Below are 16,068 nucleotides of genomic sequence, written 5' to 3'. Positions count from 1 at the left end.
ACTGCAAAATTTAATTTTAACACAAATGATATCGATAATCATTCTCATTTGTATTTTATTTTGTTCAGGCCATCGTCATCCGCAACCCTATCATGAACAGATTGGCTTCTGGCTTATAATGACCGCGGAGCAACTCCCCCGATAGAGGCTCAAGGCCAGTTCGATCCAGGCTATTGTATTGAGTAAATTGATAAGTTAATAACAGTTCTTTATTGGCCGTTAATTGATTTGCTATGCCCAGCTTAACTCCCCAGCCAGTTAACCATTGATCAAAATTCCCTGTAACACCAACATTCCCTGCAGTATTGTTTGAATAGATTTTAAATTGGCTGCGGGATACGCCAGGTCCGGCAAAAATACGCAAACTCTCATTGTAACGGTATTCTGGTAATGCGAAAACACTAAAGCCATAGTTCAGCTTTTCCTTCGCTAAAACAGACTCATCAAGAAACCAGTTATTAATAACGTGCTTTGAACGCCCGGTAAACAAATCAGCATCGCCTTCCAATGCCAGAGCAATTTGCCCAGTCAACACAAAATTATACGCCAGTGCCAATTGACCGTGAAAATTGGTATAGGCACTGCGATAATGTTCAGTGCTGCTAAAAGGATCCCCGAGGGGATAAACCAGATTTTTTTCAATATTGACAGCATTGACGCCTAGATTGACCGCAGTGAGCCAATGAGCATTCGCATTAAGCGCCAATAGATTCAACACAACCAATAGGAATTTTTTGTTCATAATAACCTCGTTTACAAAATACCTGGAATAGTGATTAGATTCGATGTTTCGCTGATACCACCCTGTCTAACAACCGTTATCGAAACATTTATCTTACGCGGCGTCAGAATATTTCCGACAATAAGACGGCGGTGTGCTGGATCCAGTGTGACTGTCGCGTTAGCTAAGCCATTAACGCTATAGTTGCTTATAAAACGTGTATCCAGGCCGGTGTAATAAATGAAAGCCTCGGTTTTGTTCATCGGATTACGTTCTGCCTGAGTTAAATTAAGCCTGGTCAGGATGCTGAAATTATTTGCCGAGATATTAAAAAAATTGCCATTAGATGCCCTTACCATAATTCGGGCTGTCGTTGTCGCCAGGCTCGGGATTGTCACATTGGCAATGCCGGCATTAAGCGCTCCTTTTAATAAAACATAAGGGTAGGTGATACCGCCATCAATTGACAGAAGAATATCCACAAATTGGGCATTAACGGGTAACAGATTCGTATTAGCGACATTCCACATGACTGGTTGTACTGTATCGCCCAGCCAGCTAACACCCGGGGCATTTGGATAAGTTACCACAAATGGCCCTGCGTTAGCCGTAGTAGTCAGAGTGACATCGGTATAGGCATTACAGGAGCCCCCTGCGATATTTGAGCGAACTGAAACCCTGAATTTTAAAATTCTGGAAACAGAAGGCAACACCTCCCAGGTGAAAGGACCATTATTCGCTAATGAGATGAGATTAGGAAAAAAACGAGTCCCGGACACAGAGGGATCAATACTTCGGAAATTGGGTCCGCCTGTTGCCGTGCTGACCGGAGGCTGAATAGATACCTCGTTATTCATTTGTTCCCAGGTATAGGTTAGAAGATTGCGTGCAGGACTGCTTGCCACAGCCGTCAAGCTAAATGGCGTGCTGACTGGAATATAATGGAAACCATCTGTATCCCTGATAACTGGTGCGCGAAAAATCGGACTTTTAACCGCGCAAGTATGAGTAGGCTCTGACACAAACTGGCCTATTTCCTGTAAGCTGATGCCATTAAAATATGCACTCGAATTAGCTTGCACATTGGGGGCGCAGATTCCTGCATAACCCATTATAGTACTGCCGCTGCCTGGTTCTACGGCTGTGGGGTTATTGCGTTGGCAGCTATTATTCTGCACATGGTTTGCACCAAACTGATGGCCAATCTCATGGGCTACATAATCCACATCAAAGGGGTCACCGATTGGATTTGTCTGCCCTGTGGCGCCCTTTGCTTTCTCAGCCGGGTCACAGACGCTGCCCAGACTCGCCAATCCGCTCCCTGCCGCATCCACGACATGGCCAATATCATAGTTTGCAGAACCAATCACTGCATCGAGATTGTCCTGATTTTCCTCAATCAAAGCCTCTGGATTCCCGCTTGTATAGGGTTGATTATTCGGATTGGTATAAATAATGGCAGCATTATTTGCAATCAGCTGCAGTGTGATCGCAGCCTCACGCTCATAGATACCATTGACACGATTGACCGTTGTGACTTCCCCTGCCAATGCCCCGGCTACTGTGCCGCCATAGAATGCCGTGTATTGTGCGGTGGCCGCCATCGCCAGACGATATTTTTTCAATTCGCAAGCGGCGAATTTAACAAGGGATTTGGCTTGTTTCAGAGGCTTATTCTGGCTCTGCACACCGCATTTTATTTTCTTCTTCGTCCTAAAATCCTTTTTGTAATATACCCTGTAATATTGCGTATTATCTTTTTCTACAGGATCAATGAAAACACTATCCTTGCCAGGGATCATGATCATTGCATGAAAACCATTGCTTGTAAGATCAAGTTTCCCAAATTCATCTGAATCACCGATTCCATAGGCATCATACGTTTTAATTTCAGGAAACTTGTCGGCCAGCTCTGGAGCCATCGTTGAATTTTCTACAAGCTTAAACTGTCGGTTACTACCATCTGGAAGAGGAAGCTCAATAATAAGTGCTTCGCTATTTGATAACTGGTCCCGGTGTGGTGCTGCTGCCAATTCAGAATAAAGTTTCTGGATGTCAATTTTAACCAGGCGGTAATGTTTAACTGTTAAAGAGAGATCATTGGACAAAGGAGCTGAGGCAGGATTCACATCCTCACTAATGACAATTGCCGCTTGAGCCAATAAAATGGAAGAAAATAATACTAAAAGAGCAGCTGCAAACATCCGTATCATTGTTCTTAAATCCTATTTAAGATAATTTTGAGCAGGGAACTATACCAAGCTACCTGCTTATCCACAAATGAAATTTTTTATCATCAGGCTTTTTTAAAGGCCGCGTTTTTTGCGCCGGCCTGAACTTTGTCGATGATGTCCAACACCAGCATTTGGGAGCCCACAGATAGCGAAAACCCCTCAAGCTTAGTAAGCTCCCTGAGGTAAAAGGAATGCTCTTCTTCAGTCAAGTAGCCTTCTTGAAATCGACCAAAATTGTACAAATTAATTACATACATTGTCAATTTGTGCCAAATTAATAATTCCTTAATATTGAGAAACTAAAATTAAGGGATATCTCAGTGTTAAAGAGCCTCCTATTATGCCGACTACAGCTATTCTAACTTCTTTTATGCACCAGCGCGGTGGTGATTTAGTCGCTGCCACGAGTTTCATGAAAGCCCTTTTGGCTCAGTCACCTGATATGAAATTCGAATGGATTGTCAAGCGGGATATCAGCAGCTATCAAAAAGATTTACAGGAATTTCTGGAAAAGGAATTAGGAACACAAAGTCATTTAGTGAGTTTAACCGTCATTGATAGCGCGGATTATGATCGTGTAAGCATCACATCAAACGGTATTATTGATAATAAAAGCGGACAAGTCATTTCTAGTCAACAATTGACAGAACTATCCGATAAAAACTGGGGGACAGTCCAGACAGGCTGGCATGGCTGGAAAGATATTCATCGACAAATTAGGACTGGTCCAATCGCCTCCAAACTCGCTTCGGTGGATGTCATCGCAGTGATTGGTAATCCACATCGATTGGTTAGGGAAGATCACGATGAACTCCATCGTTTTGGCAAAAAAATTATTACAGTTGCAGAATACGGTTTAAGCCATGTTAATAACAGAGTGTATTATCCCAGTGACGTGGTAATGCGTACTGGATTTGGATCTGGGGAAAAGGGTGTCTATATTGATAGCACTGTCACCTCTAACGATGGATTCGAAACCATTGATCCACTGGATAAAAGTTTTTTAACTCATTTGATTAATAACTCTGATGTGAGTCAAAAAGCCCTTTATCATGAAAACACCCAGCTTTTTTACGGATATTTTTTTGATAATGATCGTTTAACGGCAGCAAGATTTAACGTCAAAGCTGAATCATATATTCAGAATGCTATTAAATTGGCGATAGATCGCGGCGAAAAATTAAATATCGACATTGTAATCCCGGGCTTCATAAATCCTGATGATCTACAAAAAATCTATGAAAATGCTTTAAATACGCTTGCGCCTGAATATCGCAGTAAAATAGCAAAAGCCCGTTATGATCTTAAGGGATCTTCGGATGAATTCACTTCAAAATCGCTTATTAATACAGGCCAAACAGATGGATTTAACATACGGCTTATCAATCCCAAACGTTTACAGCGGTCGACTGTTCAGGCTGTGTTGAATGAATCCGATCCCTTTGTCGGATTAACCGGGGATGCCTCATGGATAGAAGGATTGATGAAAGGGAAAATTACCTGCTATCAAACCATGCAATGGAAGCAAGGGCTTTATGCAGGTTTTATACAATATTTAGAAAGCAAACCTTTTCTGAAAAACAGTCCCCTGTTGCACTTTTATAAACTTCAGGCCCCAAACTCACGTTCCCCCGCTGATTGCTGGCAAGAAATGTGTAAATTGTATCGTAATCATAAAGAGCAGATGCTCGCTGACGCCAGCGCTTTAGCAGCCGAAATAAGCGCTGAAAAAGATATAAATAAAAATCTTATTCCTGAATTTATAAAGATTGCCTTACAAGAGGCAAGTCGGCGTGCCCCCCGTGCAGAGGCCCCTAAAGTACAAGTGAAGACAGCAATTCCTGCAGAAGCCCCTAAAGTACATGTGAAGGCAGCAATTCCTCCAGAGCCTCCTAAAGTACACGTGAAGGCAGCAATTCCTGCAGAGCCTCCTAAAGTACACGTGCAGACAGCAATTCCTGCAGAGCCTCCTAAAGTACACGTGCAGACAGCAATTCCTGCAGAGCCTCCTAAAGTACAAGTGCAGACAGCAATCCCCGCAGAGCCAATGGCGACAGCTCCCGCGCGGGAGAACGTTAATGCAGAGCAGATCAGGAAATTAAAAAAACTTGTAAAGTTGTGTGAGAATTATAAAAACCACTTGCAGCGGTCGACAACGAAGGATCCTTCAAATTTAGCCAATCAGAAATATGATATTGTCAGCAAAATGCTTAACTCACTTTCAGATCCCGCTGTTCCCGATCCACAGGCCAAAATCAGTAATATGGAAGCTCATCTTACCGAACAGAACAAAGGCATACTGCAGACTCGAAGAAACTCCTCAATAGATCAAATTTTTCTGGAGGGTCTTTTTAATGTTCTAACCCTTGGGATTTATTCCAAAATCAGCAAAGGAACGTTTGCCTTTTGGAAGACTCATGGAGAAGTGGTTGTTGAGGATATTGACGAAATTAAAAATCAACCTAAAAATTGAGTTGTTTAATAATCTAACCCAGGCTGGATAAAGGTTTTCCTGAGCGGCTAGTGCGGCGCCTTAGATAATCCTCTGACTGCATTTCCTCCAGCCGGCTTAGGGTGCGTTTAAATGGATGCGACATTTCCCCTGCGCGATAGAGTTCCGCTAAAGGCACCTCGGCGGACAGGATTAAACGGATACCGCGATCATACATGACATCAATGAAATGGATAAACAGGATAGCAAAAATCGTATCTTTTTCATTGAATTGAGGAATAGAGCTTACAAAAATTGTGTCAAACTGCTCAGCTATTTCCAGATAGTCCAGCTGGCTGCGCGGTAAGTTACAGATAACCCTGAACTCAAACCAGATCAAGCCATCCGCTTTCATCACGAAGGGGATATCCCGATTTTGTATTGGCAAGGCACCCGCGTCGTGATAATTGCCAGCCAGCTCAATAAATTGATTTTCCAGAGTTGCTTTTGTGACTGGCGTTAAAGGATATAAATAAGTCTCCAGATGCTTCTGGCGTCCCAGACGATAGTCGCGTCGCTCTCCAAGCGCTATAACCTGGCAATGGGCCTTAATCGCCTCAATTGCCGGCAAAAAGCGCGGTCTTTGTACCCCATTCCAGTAAAGTTTATCCGGGCAGCAATTGGAAGTGGCTACCAGGACAATTCCCTGTTCAAACAAGGCCTGCATTAATTCACCGAGAATCATCGCATAGGCCACATCATCAACCATAAACTCATCAAAACAAAGGACGCGGGTCGTGCGGGCAATATCGCTGGCAATGCGCTGCAAAGGATTTTTAACGCCCTGCAGAGCACGCAGGCGCTTATCGACCTGCTGCATAAAATGATGAAAATGAAAGCGGAGTTTTTCTTTAATGGTTAAATTTTCGAAAAACATATCCATCAGAAAGGTTTTTCCTACTCCGACTGAGCCATACATATACAAGCCGCTAAGCGGCGCTTTCCTGCGGGAAAACGAGAAAAATTTTTTAGGGGCGCTTAATTTAACGCTCAATTGCTCAAGGACTAGCAATACTTTCCGCTGCAGGGGATCGTCTTCTATATCGCCGGTCTGAATCGCCAGATCATATCGTTCAAGCAGATTCATAACCAATTTCTCGTGAAATCAGAAGATGAGCCAGAGCAGCCTTCAACTCGAGCAATTTTCCATGGAAGAAATGCCCGGTATCGGCAAAACGTATTAGCTCAATACCAGGATGCTCTGCCGCAAATTCAACTACCAGCGCCAGGGGCACCACATCATCTTCATCCCCCTGAAAAATAGTCCAGTCAGAGGGGGTAAACAGCGAATAATCATAATGGTGAACCGGCGGCGCCACACTAATGAGCAGACGGTGCGGACAATGTGCAGCCGTACGGTAAGCGACAAAAGAACCAAAGGAAAAACCAGCCAGGATAATTTCAGCCTCAGGTTTTACCTCGTGCCAGAGTCGGGCAAGCTTTAGCATATCCTCGCTTTCGCCAATCCCAGCATCATAAGTCCCCATGGATTGCCCAACCCCGCGGAAATTAAAGCGAATACTGGGAATTCCCCTCTCTTTAAAGGCACGCGCGATGGTGGTGACTACTTTATTATTCATAGTACCCCCTTGCAGCGAATGGGGGTGGCCGAGCAAGGCGATGTAATGCGTCTTGCATTCAGCCGGTACCGTAAGCACAGCCTCCAGGCTGCCAGCTTCTCCCTCAAAGAAAAAGGGGTGTTCTCCGGCTGTAGTTAATTTGTCGACAGGTATCATCAAAACGTCCGCCAGCTATTTAAATTTAATGGTAAATTATAACCCATCTTGCAATTTGATGCGCGTGCTTTATGATCTAAATAAGGAGAACATTCTCCCGAGCACTGACCCTAGGGCAGTGACTTTTTACAATACACATTAATATGGAGGACTTGATCCATGAGACAGGTACCTGAAGTTTCCCCTGCTAACACCCAGACAGGGAGAATCACATGAAAATTACTGATTTTAAGCGAAAAAAATCACTGGGTGAAAAGATATCCTTTCTAACCTGCTATGATTACCCCTCTGCCTGCATCCTTGCCGAGACCGAGCTGGATTGCGTACTGGTTGGCGACTCTGTCGCAATGGCAGTCCACGGCCATGAAACAACCGTAATGGCGACCATTGAAATGATGGAACTCCACACGGCTGCAGTGGCCCGCGGATTAAAAAAGCAATTTCTGGTAACTGACTTGCCTTTCCTGGCTCATAAGGGATCGCAACAGGAAACCATTGCCAATGTGAGGCGTTTACTTCAAGCCGGGGCACAGGCGGTAAAGATTGAAGGAGGTGATCTGGACACTTGTAAAACCATAGCGCATCTGGTTGCCGCCGGCGTTCCGGTCATCGGTCATATTGGCCTTACTCCCCAATCAGTCCACCAGCTTGGCGGATATAAAGTGCAGGGCAAAACCAAAGAGCAGGCTGACAAGCTGTTACATCAAGCCAAGGATTTGGAATCAGCCGGCTGCTGCGCGCTAGTTCTTGAATGTGTGCCGCAAACGGTAGCAGAACAAATCACCCAGAGCTTGTCTATACCGACTATTGGCATAGGTGCTGGTGTTGGAACCGACGGCCAGGTATTGGTCTGGCATGATATGCTGGGCTTGAATGATTTCAAACCTCATTTTCTGAAGCAGTATTGCGAAGGAAAGGCCTATTTTCGTCAGGCCATTAATAATTATATTCATGAGGTCAAACATTCGCAATTTCCTGCCGAGGAACATGCTTTTTAGACACTATCATTATCTGTCTTTGCGGGCCGAAGGCGAAGCGATTCAGTCATAACCTTTTCTGGCTTTGGGCTGAATTGCTTCACGGCGTTCGCAAGGACGCAAATAAAGAATACAGATTATGCAAATTTTTGAACAGCTTGAAGACTGGATTAAATTCCGTCAATCCTTACCGGACAAAGCAGACATCGGCTTTGCGCCGACCATGGGCAATCTGCACATTGGTCATTTGTCGCTTTTTCAAAAAAGCAAACAGGAAAACCAATTTACGGCAACCAGCCTGTTCGTCAACCCGACCCAATTCAACCGACCGGATGATTTCACCCACTACCCGCGCAGCCTCGAAGCGGATTTGGAATTAATGGAAAAAGCCGGCGTTGATTTTTGTCTGCTTCCGCAGAAAGACGCCATCTATCATGACGGCTACACCTATCAGGTGCAGGAAAACGAACTATGTAAATTGATGGAAGGACAATATCGCCCCGGCCATTTCAATGGCGTACTGACGATTGTAATGAAGCTGTTTAACCTGATTAAACCGGCAAGAGCTTATTTTGGTGAGAAAGACTATCAGCAATATCAGTTAATTAAAGGAATGGCGTCTGCATTCTTTATGGACATCCAGGTCATCGGCTGCCCGACAATCAGGGAAGAAAGCGGTCTTGCCTGCAGTTCCCGAAATACCCGCCTCACCCCTGAGCAGCGGCTATTAGCAGATGAGTTTGCCCAGATTTTCCATCAGAAGAAAACTTGCGCGCAAATTATTGCTGAGCTGGAAGCAAAAGGAATTCAGGTGGAATATATGCTGGATTACGAGAATCGCCGATATGCCGCTGTTTTTATAGGGGATATACGGCTAATTGATAATTTTGCCAGAGATATAACCCTTTAATAGACGAAGGCAGCTCAACGGACTTTTTAATAGCTATAGTTGATTGCTGACAATATCTATGTCAACCTATCAGGACATAACCGGTTACTCACACTCAATGCAATTGAGATAAGCTGATGAAATACTATTTAGAATGGATAATTATTATTTTATTCAGCTGGTCTGCTATTAGCGCTTCCGCTGCATCAACCCCAGCTCCTCCCTCAAAAAGCGAAAGCCCGGCAGAGGCTAATATTCTGAAAACCATCCAGGAATTACGTCAGCAAGGAAAACTGGACGAAGCCAAACAGGCAGGTGAGCTTTATCTGCGTAAATATCCAAAGGATGGCGATGTACAACTGCTGCTTGGACTGATTCATATGCAGCAAAATAATCTCTCTGCTGCGGAGTTTTATTTTCAGCAGGTATTATCCAATACCCCTGCTTATACCGATGCCCGGGCAGCCTTAATCCGGCTAAAAATGCGCCAGGGCCTTTTCAACCAAGCCAATACCCTGCTCACCCAGGGCCTCAAGCTGCAGCCCGCCCAACCTGAATTACTGCAATTGCAGAATCAACTGGTGCAACTGGAAACATCTGTCCCGCCGCTGAATAAAGTCGCGACTTTACCTGTCCCTTCCTCGGCCTCTCAGATAGCTGTGAGCAAAGCGATACCGGCTGCAGTTAAACCGGTCTCCAAAAATTTGCTGGCAGAATTACAGCGCCTTCGACAGGAAGGTAAGCTCGAGCTTGCCAAAGCAAAAGCGATAAGCTATTTAAGCAAACAGCCTGATGACAGCGATATCATTCTAATGTTGGGTCTAATTTATTACCAACAGCAGCAATTTGCCAAGGCCAGCGAATATTTTAATACTGTACTGAAAAAGACCCCCGCCTATGTCGATGCGCGGGCCGCGCTTATCCGCATTCAGTTGAGTGAAAAAAAATATGAAAATGCCAGGAACTTGTTAGAAGCCGGCTTAAAACTGACTCCAGGGAATAAAAGTCTTGAGGAGCTCGCCAGGAATCTGGCTTATTTAACGGCTAATCAGAATAAAACCCAAGCAAAGCCCGCGAAAACAAAGCTGCCAAGCATCCAATCCCTTGATCCAGAACTGGTTAAAGCCAATCAGCTGATTAGCCAGAAGAAATATGAAAAGGCAATCAATTATCTATCCCAGCTCCTGGAAATTCATCCCGAAAATGTTAAATACCGCATTGCCCTGGCTAATCTTTATCTGCAACGCAATAATGATATACAGGCCTTGCTGCTCATCAACAGCGGCCTGCGCACGCAGCCGGAAAATATCGACTTGTTGCTGAAGAAGGGCGAAATCAACATTATTTTGCGGGAATACGCGGTAGCGGCACGCGCTTACCAAGCAGTGCTAAAGCTTTCACCCGACAATCGCAATGCCCAGGGAATGCTCAGGGAAATTGAAAGCATTAGCCCAAGGTATGCTTATGGCGTCAATGAAATCGGTTTAGCATCTGACAATGCTTATGTGGATGATTTGCACTCCATCTGGGACTGGTCGACTCTTTACTATAGCCGTGACACCGACTGGGGACGTATCGGCGGAAGAATTAATTATGCATCACGGCAGCATTTAAATGCCAATCAATATGAAATTGACATTTCACCCCGTTTTAATCGCAATATGTATGCCGATTTGACAGCGGCCTGGTCCGATCAACCCGCCCTGTTTCCTGATTTTATCGGGTCGGCAGAAGGATACATGAATATACCCAAATTCTTTGAATTATCCGCTGGCGCTAAATACGCTCAAATAGCCAACACCTATCTTAGCACATACACTGGCTCTTTTAATTTGTACCCAGGCAGTTTGTGGCTTAGTTTTCGCCCCTATTATTTTGTCCCCCGGGATTCATCCAGTAAATCTTATTTATACACTGGGCGGGCCAGAAAGTATTTCTCAACTGATGACCATTACATTAGCGTGGGTGCAGGTACTGGCAACAGCCCTGACCTTGCCGATTTACTGACCGTAAACTTTCTGGTGATAAAGAACACCTTCGTCAATGTTGGCTACACTTTTCCTATTCTGGATCACCACCTTGTTGTTGATTTAAATGCAGGCTATCAACGTTGGCAATATCCCTCAGACTTGGTCCGCCGCTTGTATGACGGAAGTCTGGGTCTAAGATATCGTTTTTAAGAGTATATCTTCATGGAACGATTTTTATGGATCATCAAATTGCTGGCCTATCTCCAGTTTTTGACAATCTTCCTTTTTGTTCTGGCTATGTATGCCGCCCGCGGCTATTTCCACCACCGCGCCCGCAAAAAAAAATTAATCACTGACGACATTGCCCTAAGCTTCAAATCCTGTCTTGACAAAAAGCAGCAATTACCAGAGAAAAAAATACAACAATATAAAAGTTCAAAATCAATCGATGCGGTACTATTAGTGCTTAGGACCATGGAAAATCATCATCGACATCAATTAACTTTCCAACATTTTATAGAGTACCTCTCAGATAAATTATTAAAACCTGCTGCCAGAGGATTGTACAAATCACGCAACTGGCTTAACCGCTATTACGCCGCGCTTTGCTACAGTTACGGTTTTGAAACGCTAGATGAGCAGCCGCTCTGCCGCCTGGTTCGCGATGACACTTTGCTGGTGTCAATTAATGCGGCAAGCACCGGGATTAAATATCAGAATTCAGCCGTTATTAATCAGACCATTTCCCATTTTGCAAAAGGGCGCCATCTTCAGCAATCCTTTTTTGCCCAAATTTCCGATGTATCCCATCATGATGTGGCAGACATAATCATCACACGACTCGAAAATGAGCAGGATCTCTATACCAAGGTTTTCTGCTACCGCCTCCTAAAAGAAATTCCTTATACCCAATTTTTAGATTGCGTCGAAGCGGATTTATTATTTGATTCTGTCGATTTGAGTATTAGCATTATTGAATATCTTTCTGAAGTGCAAGATGAGCGGAAAACCCAAATACTGTATGATTTAGCCTTTGCCGAGGATTGGGAAATACGGGCAGCTGTTGCAAAATCCCTTGGCAGGGTTCACACTGCCAGGAGCCTGGAAATTCTGACTATCTTGCTTACCGATCCGCAATGGTGGGTACGGGTTAATTCTGGAACTTCTTTATATTCTCAGGGAGAAAGCGGCATCGACATATTAAAAGCACAGTCGCCGTTAAAAGACAAATTTGCTTATGAGACCGCTCAGCGAATACTGCTTTCGGGAAACAGGAAATGACGGGCGTTTTATTTTTCATATCCGTTTGCATTCTGGTTTATTTCACCGCTCTTGGCATTTGGTATTCCTTGCTCTTAGTCCTGTCTTTCCCTGAGGTCATCAAGAAATTTCGTGAAGTGACTCTCGGCGACATTAGTCTCTTCATTGATCAGCTGACCCATATTCCGATAACCATAGTCACTCCGGCTTTCAATGAACAAAACCGCATTCTCTCCATGCTTTACAGCGGTTTAAACAGTAATTATAAAAATGTGCGTTTTATTGTTGTCAATGATGGCTCGACCGATAAAACCATGGAAGTCTTAATCAATGAATTCCAGCTTTATGAAATTCCCAGCGTCATCAAACAGACAATCCCCACTTGCAAGGTTAAACACTGCTTTCAATCGGCCCGTTTCCCGAACTTAATGGTAATCGATAAGGAACACTCGCCATATCACTGCGCTGCCGACTCAGTGAATGTCGGCTTAAATGCCTGCCAAACGCCGATTATGTTAACAGTCGATGCGGATACCATTCTTGAGCCAGAAGCATTGACCCGCATGATGTTCAGTTTCCTGTCAAAGGGGCATTGTATTGTGGTAAGCGGCTCTGTTTATGTACTTAATGAAAATAAAGTACAGGACGGGCGGCTTATGACTACCGATCTGCCTAAGCATTTCGTGCCGGCGGTACAAGGGCTCGAGTACCTCAGATCTTTTCTATACGGACGGGCGGGGCAGAACGTACTGGGGGGTGCAATGTGCTATCCCGGCGCATTCACGCTGTTTGAAACGCAGAGTTTAAGAGAGGTAGGCGGTTATGATATCAAAAATTTTTCCTATGATGCGGAAATCACTCTAAAACTGCATCATTACATGATTAAAAACAGGTTTCCCCACTCCCTAAATCATTCTCCCAATGCGTTTTGCTGGACTGAGGTTCCCAGTACGGCCAAAAGCTTTTGGGGACAGCGTGACAAATGGCAGCGCGGCATGTGGCGCAGTGCATTAAAATTTGTCACCATGTTTGGCAATCCCAGATACGGCCTGGTCGGGCTAATCAGCTTTCCCGCCTTTGTGCTTTTTGAAATCTTAGGCCCGGTTATTGAATTCTGCTCCTATTGCACCTTTGTAATTGCTTTTTTCATCAATGAACTCGACTACCAGGTGTTGCTCTGGTTTTTGATTCTCGCCTGGGGATTCCTTGCCTATATTACGGTGGCGATGATTTTCCTTAATCTAATCACTTTCAATAAATATCACCGTATGAAAGATGTGTTTCGCAGCATTTGGCTCATTCTGGCCGAGATGTTATGGTTCCGGGAGTTTCGTGCAGCCTGCTGTGCAAGGGGAACGCTAAGATATTTCGTCAATCGCCTTCTTGGGAAGCCGCTTTAGCTAAAAACGAAAACGCTCTATCTCGCATGCTCGATCATTTCAATGATCGTTTTTTCCAGAGTCCAATGGTGTCGATAATTAATCAGAGAGCGTAATTTGCTTAATTCAGGTTTACGGTTCTGGATATTGATATACCCATCGCCATAAGTCTCCTCAAAACTCTGATAGTGAAGTTCAGAAGCAGACTCTGCCAATTGCCGGACCAACTCCGCGAGCTCAATAATACTGATGCTGTGATCACTGCCTACGTTTACAATTTCGCCAATTGCTTTCGGAGTGAGGCTGAGTTCGCGCATGATTTGACAGGTATCCCTGACATCGCAGAAAGAGCGGGTCTGACTTCCGTCTCCAAAAATAGTGATTGGTTCGCCATGGATAGCCTGTTTAATGAAACGGGGTAATACCATTCCATAGCGGGAGGATTGCCGCCGGCCTACCGTATTGAAAATCCGCATGACGATTACTGGCACCTGCATTTCATGATAATAAGCCATGCCTGCGACCTCATTGCATAACTTGGAAACAGGATAACTGGCATGTGCTTTGCCGCTGGCCTCAATATGGAGATGATTGGTCTCTTTCATGGCAGTATGTTTTGACCCATAGACTTCCGAGCTCGAGGCTACCAAAACGACAGGCTTCTGTTGCAGGCGTGAAACCGCCATTAATAATCGCTCGGTGGACTGCATATTGACTTCGAGTGTTGCGATTGGTTTTTGCAGGACATTAAACATACCGACAATGGCCGCCAGGTGAAAAATGATCTCGCATTTCTGCACGATGGGATCGAGGGGAATTTCCAGCAAATTTGACTGATAAAATTTGAAATTTTTATTGGCTAAAAAGGGCTCGATATTTCGCAATGTACCAGTACTCAGATCATCAATCACTATCACTTCCTGGTTTAAACCAAGCAGCAGTTCGACCAGATTTGAACCGATAAATCCGGCGCCTCCAGTTATTAAAATGGCCATAATTGCTTTTCATCCTCTTTGCAAAAATCCTATCGCGTTAATCCAGTGTAGCCTTGATAAGCGCAGCGCTTCAAGATTATTAAAGCCCCCAGTAAAACACAGCGGCTTCGTCAATCTTCTGTTCTGCAAACAAATTGGGAATATCCATAATCACTGCCGGTCGATTGCACTTCCCCACCAAAGCCTGCAATCCTTTTTCACGATAATAATCGTGGCCCACTACCACAATCGCGGCGGAGATGGTATTTATCTCTTCAAACGACATTAATTGAATATCGTATTTTTTCTGCACATACTCCCTATCTGCAAAGGGGTCATGCACCTGGCACTGAAAGCCGGCCAGTTTTAATTCTTTGATAAATTTTAAGGCCAGGCTGCTGCGGATATCCGCAGCATTTTCTTTGTAGGTAACACCAAATACACCCACGGGACAATGTTTCACCGGGATGTCATATTTAATCAGGGCCTGAACTAATTGACTGATAATAAAATACGGCATCCCGTCATTGACCTTTCTTGCAGCGAGGATTAAATCATGCGGCACACCTATCCGTTTGGCCTTAAACGCCAGGTACAGGGGGTCGACAGCAATACAGTGGCCACCGACAAATCCGGGCTTGAAGGGAACAAAACTCCACTTGGTTTTTGCGGCCTGCAAAATTTCATGCACGTTCAAATCCAGGGCATGCATAATCTGCGCGAATTCATTCATACAGGCGATATTAATATCCCGCTGGGTATTTTCAAGAATTTTTACTGCTTCAGCGGTTCGAATATTAGAAACAGGATAAAGCGTATCGCAGCAGTTTTTGTAGACGCTTTCTATTTCCTTTAAGGTTGCTTCATTTTGCGCAGAGATCACTTTGACAATATTTTTTAAATGATAATGAGGATCATGGGGACTAATACGCTCCGGCGAATATCCTAAATTAAAATCGACACCGCAGCGAAGGCCACTCATCTCTTCGAGCAGAGGCTGGCAAACTTCCTCTGTTGTGCCAGGATAAACCGTCGATTCATAAACAACAACATCGCCTTTTTTTAGAATGCCGCCCACGGCTTTTGTCGCATTGATTACCGGCTCCAGATTAGGAAGCTCATAGAAAAATGCAGGTGTTGGCACCGTCACGATAAAGAAAGTAGCCTTTTGGATTTCAAGCGTATTCTGAGTATAGAAAACGGGACTGTCCTGCAACTCTGAGCGGCTGACAAGATTATTTTTGTCAAAGTGTTCTTTTAATTCCCTAATCCGTCTTTCAGAAATATCATAACCATATACTTTGTAGGTTTTACTTAAAGCAGTGGCAAGACTTAAGCCAACGTATCCAAGGCCAATGATTGCAATTTCCTTATTCATTATTATTTTCCCTGATCAGCAATGCTAAAAGTATAGTCGAATTGTTAACTGCTAGTAAA

At 44.2% G+C, this 16,068-nt stretch carries 13 protein-coding genes; 6 read left to right on the top strand and 7 right to left on the bottom strand.

From position 1 onward, the window contains the following. Positions 1 to 64: 64 nt before the first annotated feature. From DYH42_RS16495 to DYH42_RS00740, 3 genes are all read right to left on the bottom strand, one after another. Positions 65 to 742, bottom strand: a complete 678-nt coding sequence (locus tag DYH42_RS16495; RefSeq protein ID WP_065232821.1) for a hypothetical protein — start codon at positions 740 to 742, stop codon at positions 65 to 67. A gap of 11 nt (positions 743 to 753) precedes the next feature. Further along, the gene (locus DYH42_RS00745; RefSeq protein ID WP_058523820.1) at positions 754 to 2,934 is read right to left on the bottom strand and encodes a reprolysin-like metallopeptidase; all 2,181 of its coding nucleotides are present in this window, start codon (positions 2,932 to 2,934) and stop codon (positions 754 to 756) included. Positions 2,935 to 3,017: 83 nt separating this feature from the next. After that, positions 3,018 to 3,164 (bottom strand): hypothetical protein, encoded by a 147-nt coding sequence (locus DYH42_RS00740; RefSeq protein WP_157062394.1) that lies wholly within the window; start codon positions 3,162 to 3,164, stop codon positions 3,018 to 3,020. 131 nt (positions 3,165 to 3,295) lie between these two features. On the opposite strand from DYH42_RS00740, the gene DYH42_RS00735 reads away from it, so the two are divergent. Beyond that, a complete protein-coding gene (locus tag DYH42_RS00735) occupies positions 3,296 to 5,428 on the top strand; it encodes a hypothetical protein (RefSeq protein ID WP_115316883.1) in 2,133 nt (710 codons plus the stop codon). Between the two features lie 13 nt (positions 5,429 to 5,441). Here the strand turns inward: DYH42_RS00735 and zapE are convergent, their stop codons facing one another. Together zapE and DYH42_RS00725 are read right to left on the bottom strand one after the other, a co-directional pair. Then, positions 5,442 to 6,533, bottom strand: coding sequence for a cell division protein ZapE (gene zapE / locus DYH42_RS00730; RefSeq protein ID WP_058523822.1), 1,092 nt, complete (start codon positions 6,531 to 6,533; stop codon positions 5,442 to 5,444). Then, positions 6,520 to 7,182, bottom strand: a complete 663-nt coding sequence (locus tag DYH42_RS00725) for an alpha/beta hydrolase (protein ID WP_058523823.1) — start codon at positions 7,180 to 7,182, stop codon at positions 6,520 to 6,522. The genes zapE and DYH42_RS00725 overlap by 14 nt, the downstream gene beginning before the upstream one ends. 212 nt (positions 7,183 to 7,394) lie before the next feature. On the opposite strand from DYH42_RS00725, the gene panB reads away from it, so the two are divergent. From panB to DYH42_RS00700, 5 genes are all read left to right on the top strand, one after another. Beyond that, on the top strand, positions 7,395 to 8,180 hold the full coding sequence (gene panB, locus DYH42_RS00720; RefSeq protein ID WP_058523824.1) for a 3-methyl-2-oxobutanoate hydroxymethyltransferase: 786 nt from the start codon (positions 7,395 to 7,397) through the stop codon (positions 8,178 to 8,180). Positions 8,181 to 8,298: 118 nt separating this feature from the next. After that, positions 8,299 to 9,069 carry a pantoate--beta-alanine ligase gene (gene panC / locus DYH42_RS00715; protein ID WP_058523825.1) on the top strand — a complete coding sequence of 257 codons (771 nt, stop codon included), beginning with the start codon at positions 8,299 to 8,301 and terminating at the stop codon, positions 9,067 to 9,069. 116 nt (positions 9,070 to 9,185) lie between these two features. After that, the gene (locus tag DYH42_RS00710; protein ID WP_058523826.1) at positions 9,186 to 11,228 is read left to right on the top strand and encodes a tetratricopeptide repeat protein; all 2,043 of its coding nucleotides are present in this window, start codon (positions 9,186 to 9,188) and stop codon (positions 11,226 to 11,228) included. Between the two features lie 12 nt (positions 11,229 to 11,240). After that, on the top strand, positions 11,241 to 12,299 hold the full coding sequence (locus tag DYH42_RS00705; RefSeq protein WP_058523827.1) for a HEAT repeat domain-containing protein: 1,059 nt from the start codon (positions 11,241 to 11,243) through the stop codon (positions 12,297 to 12,299). After that, positions 12,296 to 13,678: a glycosyltransferase family 2 protein gene (locus DYH42_RS00700; RefSeq protein ID WP_058523828.1), complete on the top strand. Its 1,383-nt coding sequence runs from the start codon at positions 12,296 to 12,298 to the stop codon at positions 13,676 to 13,678. The genes DYH42_RS00705 and DYH42_RS00700 overlap by 4 nt, the downstream gene beginning before the upstream one ends. 17 nt (positions 13,679 to 13,695) lie before the next feature. Here the strand turns inward: DYH42_RS00700 and DYH42_RS00695 are convergent, their stop codons facing one another. Together DYH42_RS00695 and DYH42_RS00690 are read right to left on the bottom strand one after the other, a co-directional pair. Then, the gene (locus DYH42_RS00695; RefSeq protein ID WP_058523829.1) at positions 13,696 to 14,652 is read right to left on the bottom strand and encodes an NAD-dependent epimerase/dehydratase family protein; all 957 of its coding nucleotides are present in this window, start codon (positions 14,650 to 14,652) and stop codon (positions 13,696 to 13,698) included. A gap of 79 nt (positions 14,653 to 14,731) precedes the next feature. Next, positions 14,732 to 16,009, bottom strand: coding sequence for a nucleotide sugar dehydrogenase (locus tag DYH42_RS00690; protein WP_058523830.1), 1,278 nt, complete (start codon positions 16,007 to 16,009; stop codon positions 14,732 to 14,734). Between the last annotated feature and the right edge of the window lie 59 nt (positions 16,010 to 16,068).

The organism is Legionella birminghamensis (genome assembly GCF_900452515.1).
In the GTDB taxonomy this organism is placed as follows: Bacteria; Pseudomonadota; Gammaproteobacteria; order Legionellales; family Legionellaceae; genus Legionella_C; species Legionella_C birminghamensis.
The sequence above is the reverse complement of the archived record's forward strand: the minus strand, read 5'-3'. Positions and strand labels throughout refer to the sequence as shown.

What these genes read in the sequence shown, in the direction of transcription:
- DYH42_RS16495 (WP_065232821.1), bottom strand. Translation starts at nt 742, where the DNA reads ATGAACAAAAAATTCCTATTGGTTGTGTTGAATCTATTGGCGCTTAAT.
- DYH42_RS00745 (WP_058523820.1), bottom strand. Translation starts at nt 2,934, where the DNA reads ATGATACGGATGTTTGCAGCTGCTCTTTTAGTATTATTTTCTTCCATT.
- DYH42_RS00735 (WP_115316883.1), top strand. Translation starts at nt 3,296, where the DNA reads ATGCCGACTACAGCTATTCTAACTTCTTTTATGCACCAGCGCGGTGGT.
- zapE (WP_058523822.1), bottom strand. Translation starts at nt 6,533, where the DNA reads ATGAATCTGCTTGAACGATATGATCTGGCGATTCAGACCGGCGATATA.
- DYH42_RS00725 (WP_058523823.1), bottom strand. Translation starts at nt 7,182, where the DNA reads ATGATACCTGTCGACAAATTAACTACAGCCGGAGAACACCCCTTTTTC.
- panB (WP_058523824.1), top strand. Translation starts at nt 7,395, where the DNA reads ATGAAAATTACTGATTTTAAGCGAAAAAAATCACTGGGTGAAAAGATA.
- panC (WP_058523825.1), top strand. Translation starts at nt 8,299, where the DNA reads ATGCAAATTTTTGAACAGCTTGAAGACTGGATTAAATTCCGTCAATCC.
- DYH42_RS00710 (WP_058523826.1), top strand. Translation starts at nt 9,186, where the DNA reads ATGAAATACTATTTAGAATGGATAATTATTATTTTATTCAGCTGGTCT.
- DYH42_RS00705 (WP_058523827.1), top strand. Translation starts at nt 11,241, where the DNA reads ATGGAACGATTTTTATGGATCATCAAATTGCTGGCCTATCTCCAGTTT.
- DYH42_RS00700 (WP_058523828.1), top strand. Translation starts at nt 12,296, where the DNA reads ATGACGGGCGTTTTATTTTTCATATCCGTTTGCATTCTGGTTTATTTC.
- DYH42_RS00695 (WP_058523829.1), bottom strand. Translation starts at nt 14,652, where the DNA reads ATGGCCATTTTAATAACTGGAGGCGCCGGATTTATCGGTTCAAATCTG.
- DYH42_RS00690 (WP_058523830.1), bottom strand. Translation starts at nt 16,009, where the DNA reads ATGAATAAGGAAATTGCAATCATTGGCCTTGGATACGTTGGCTTAAGT.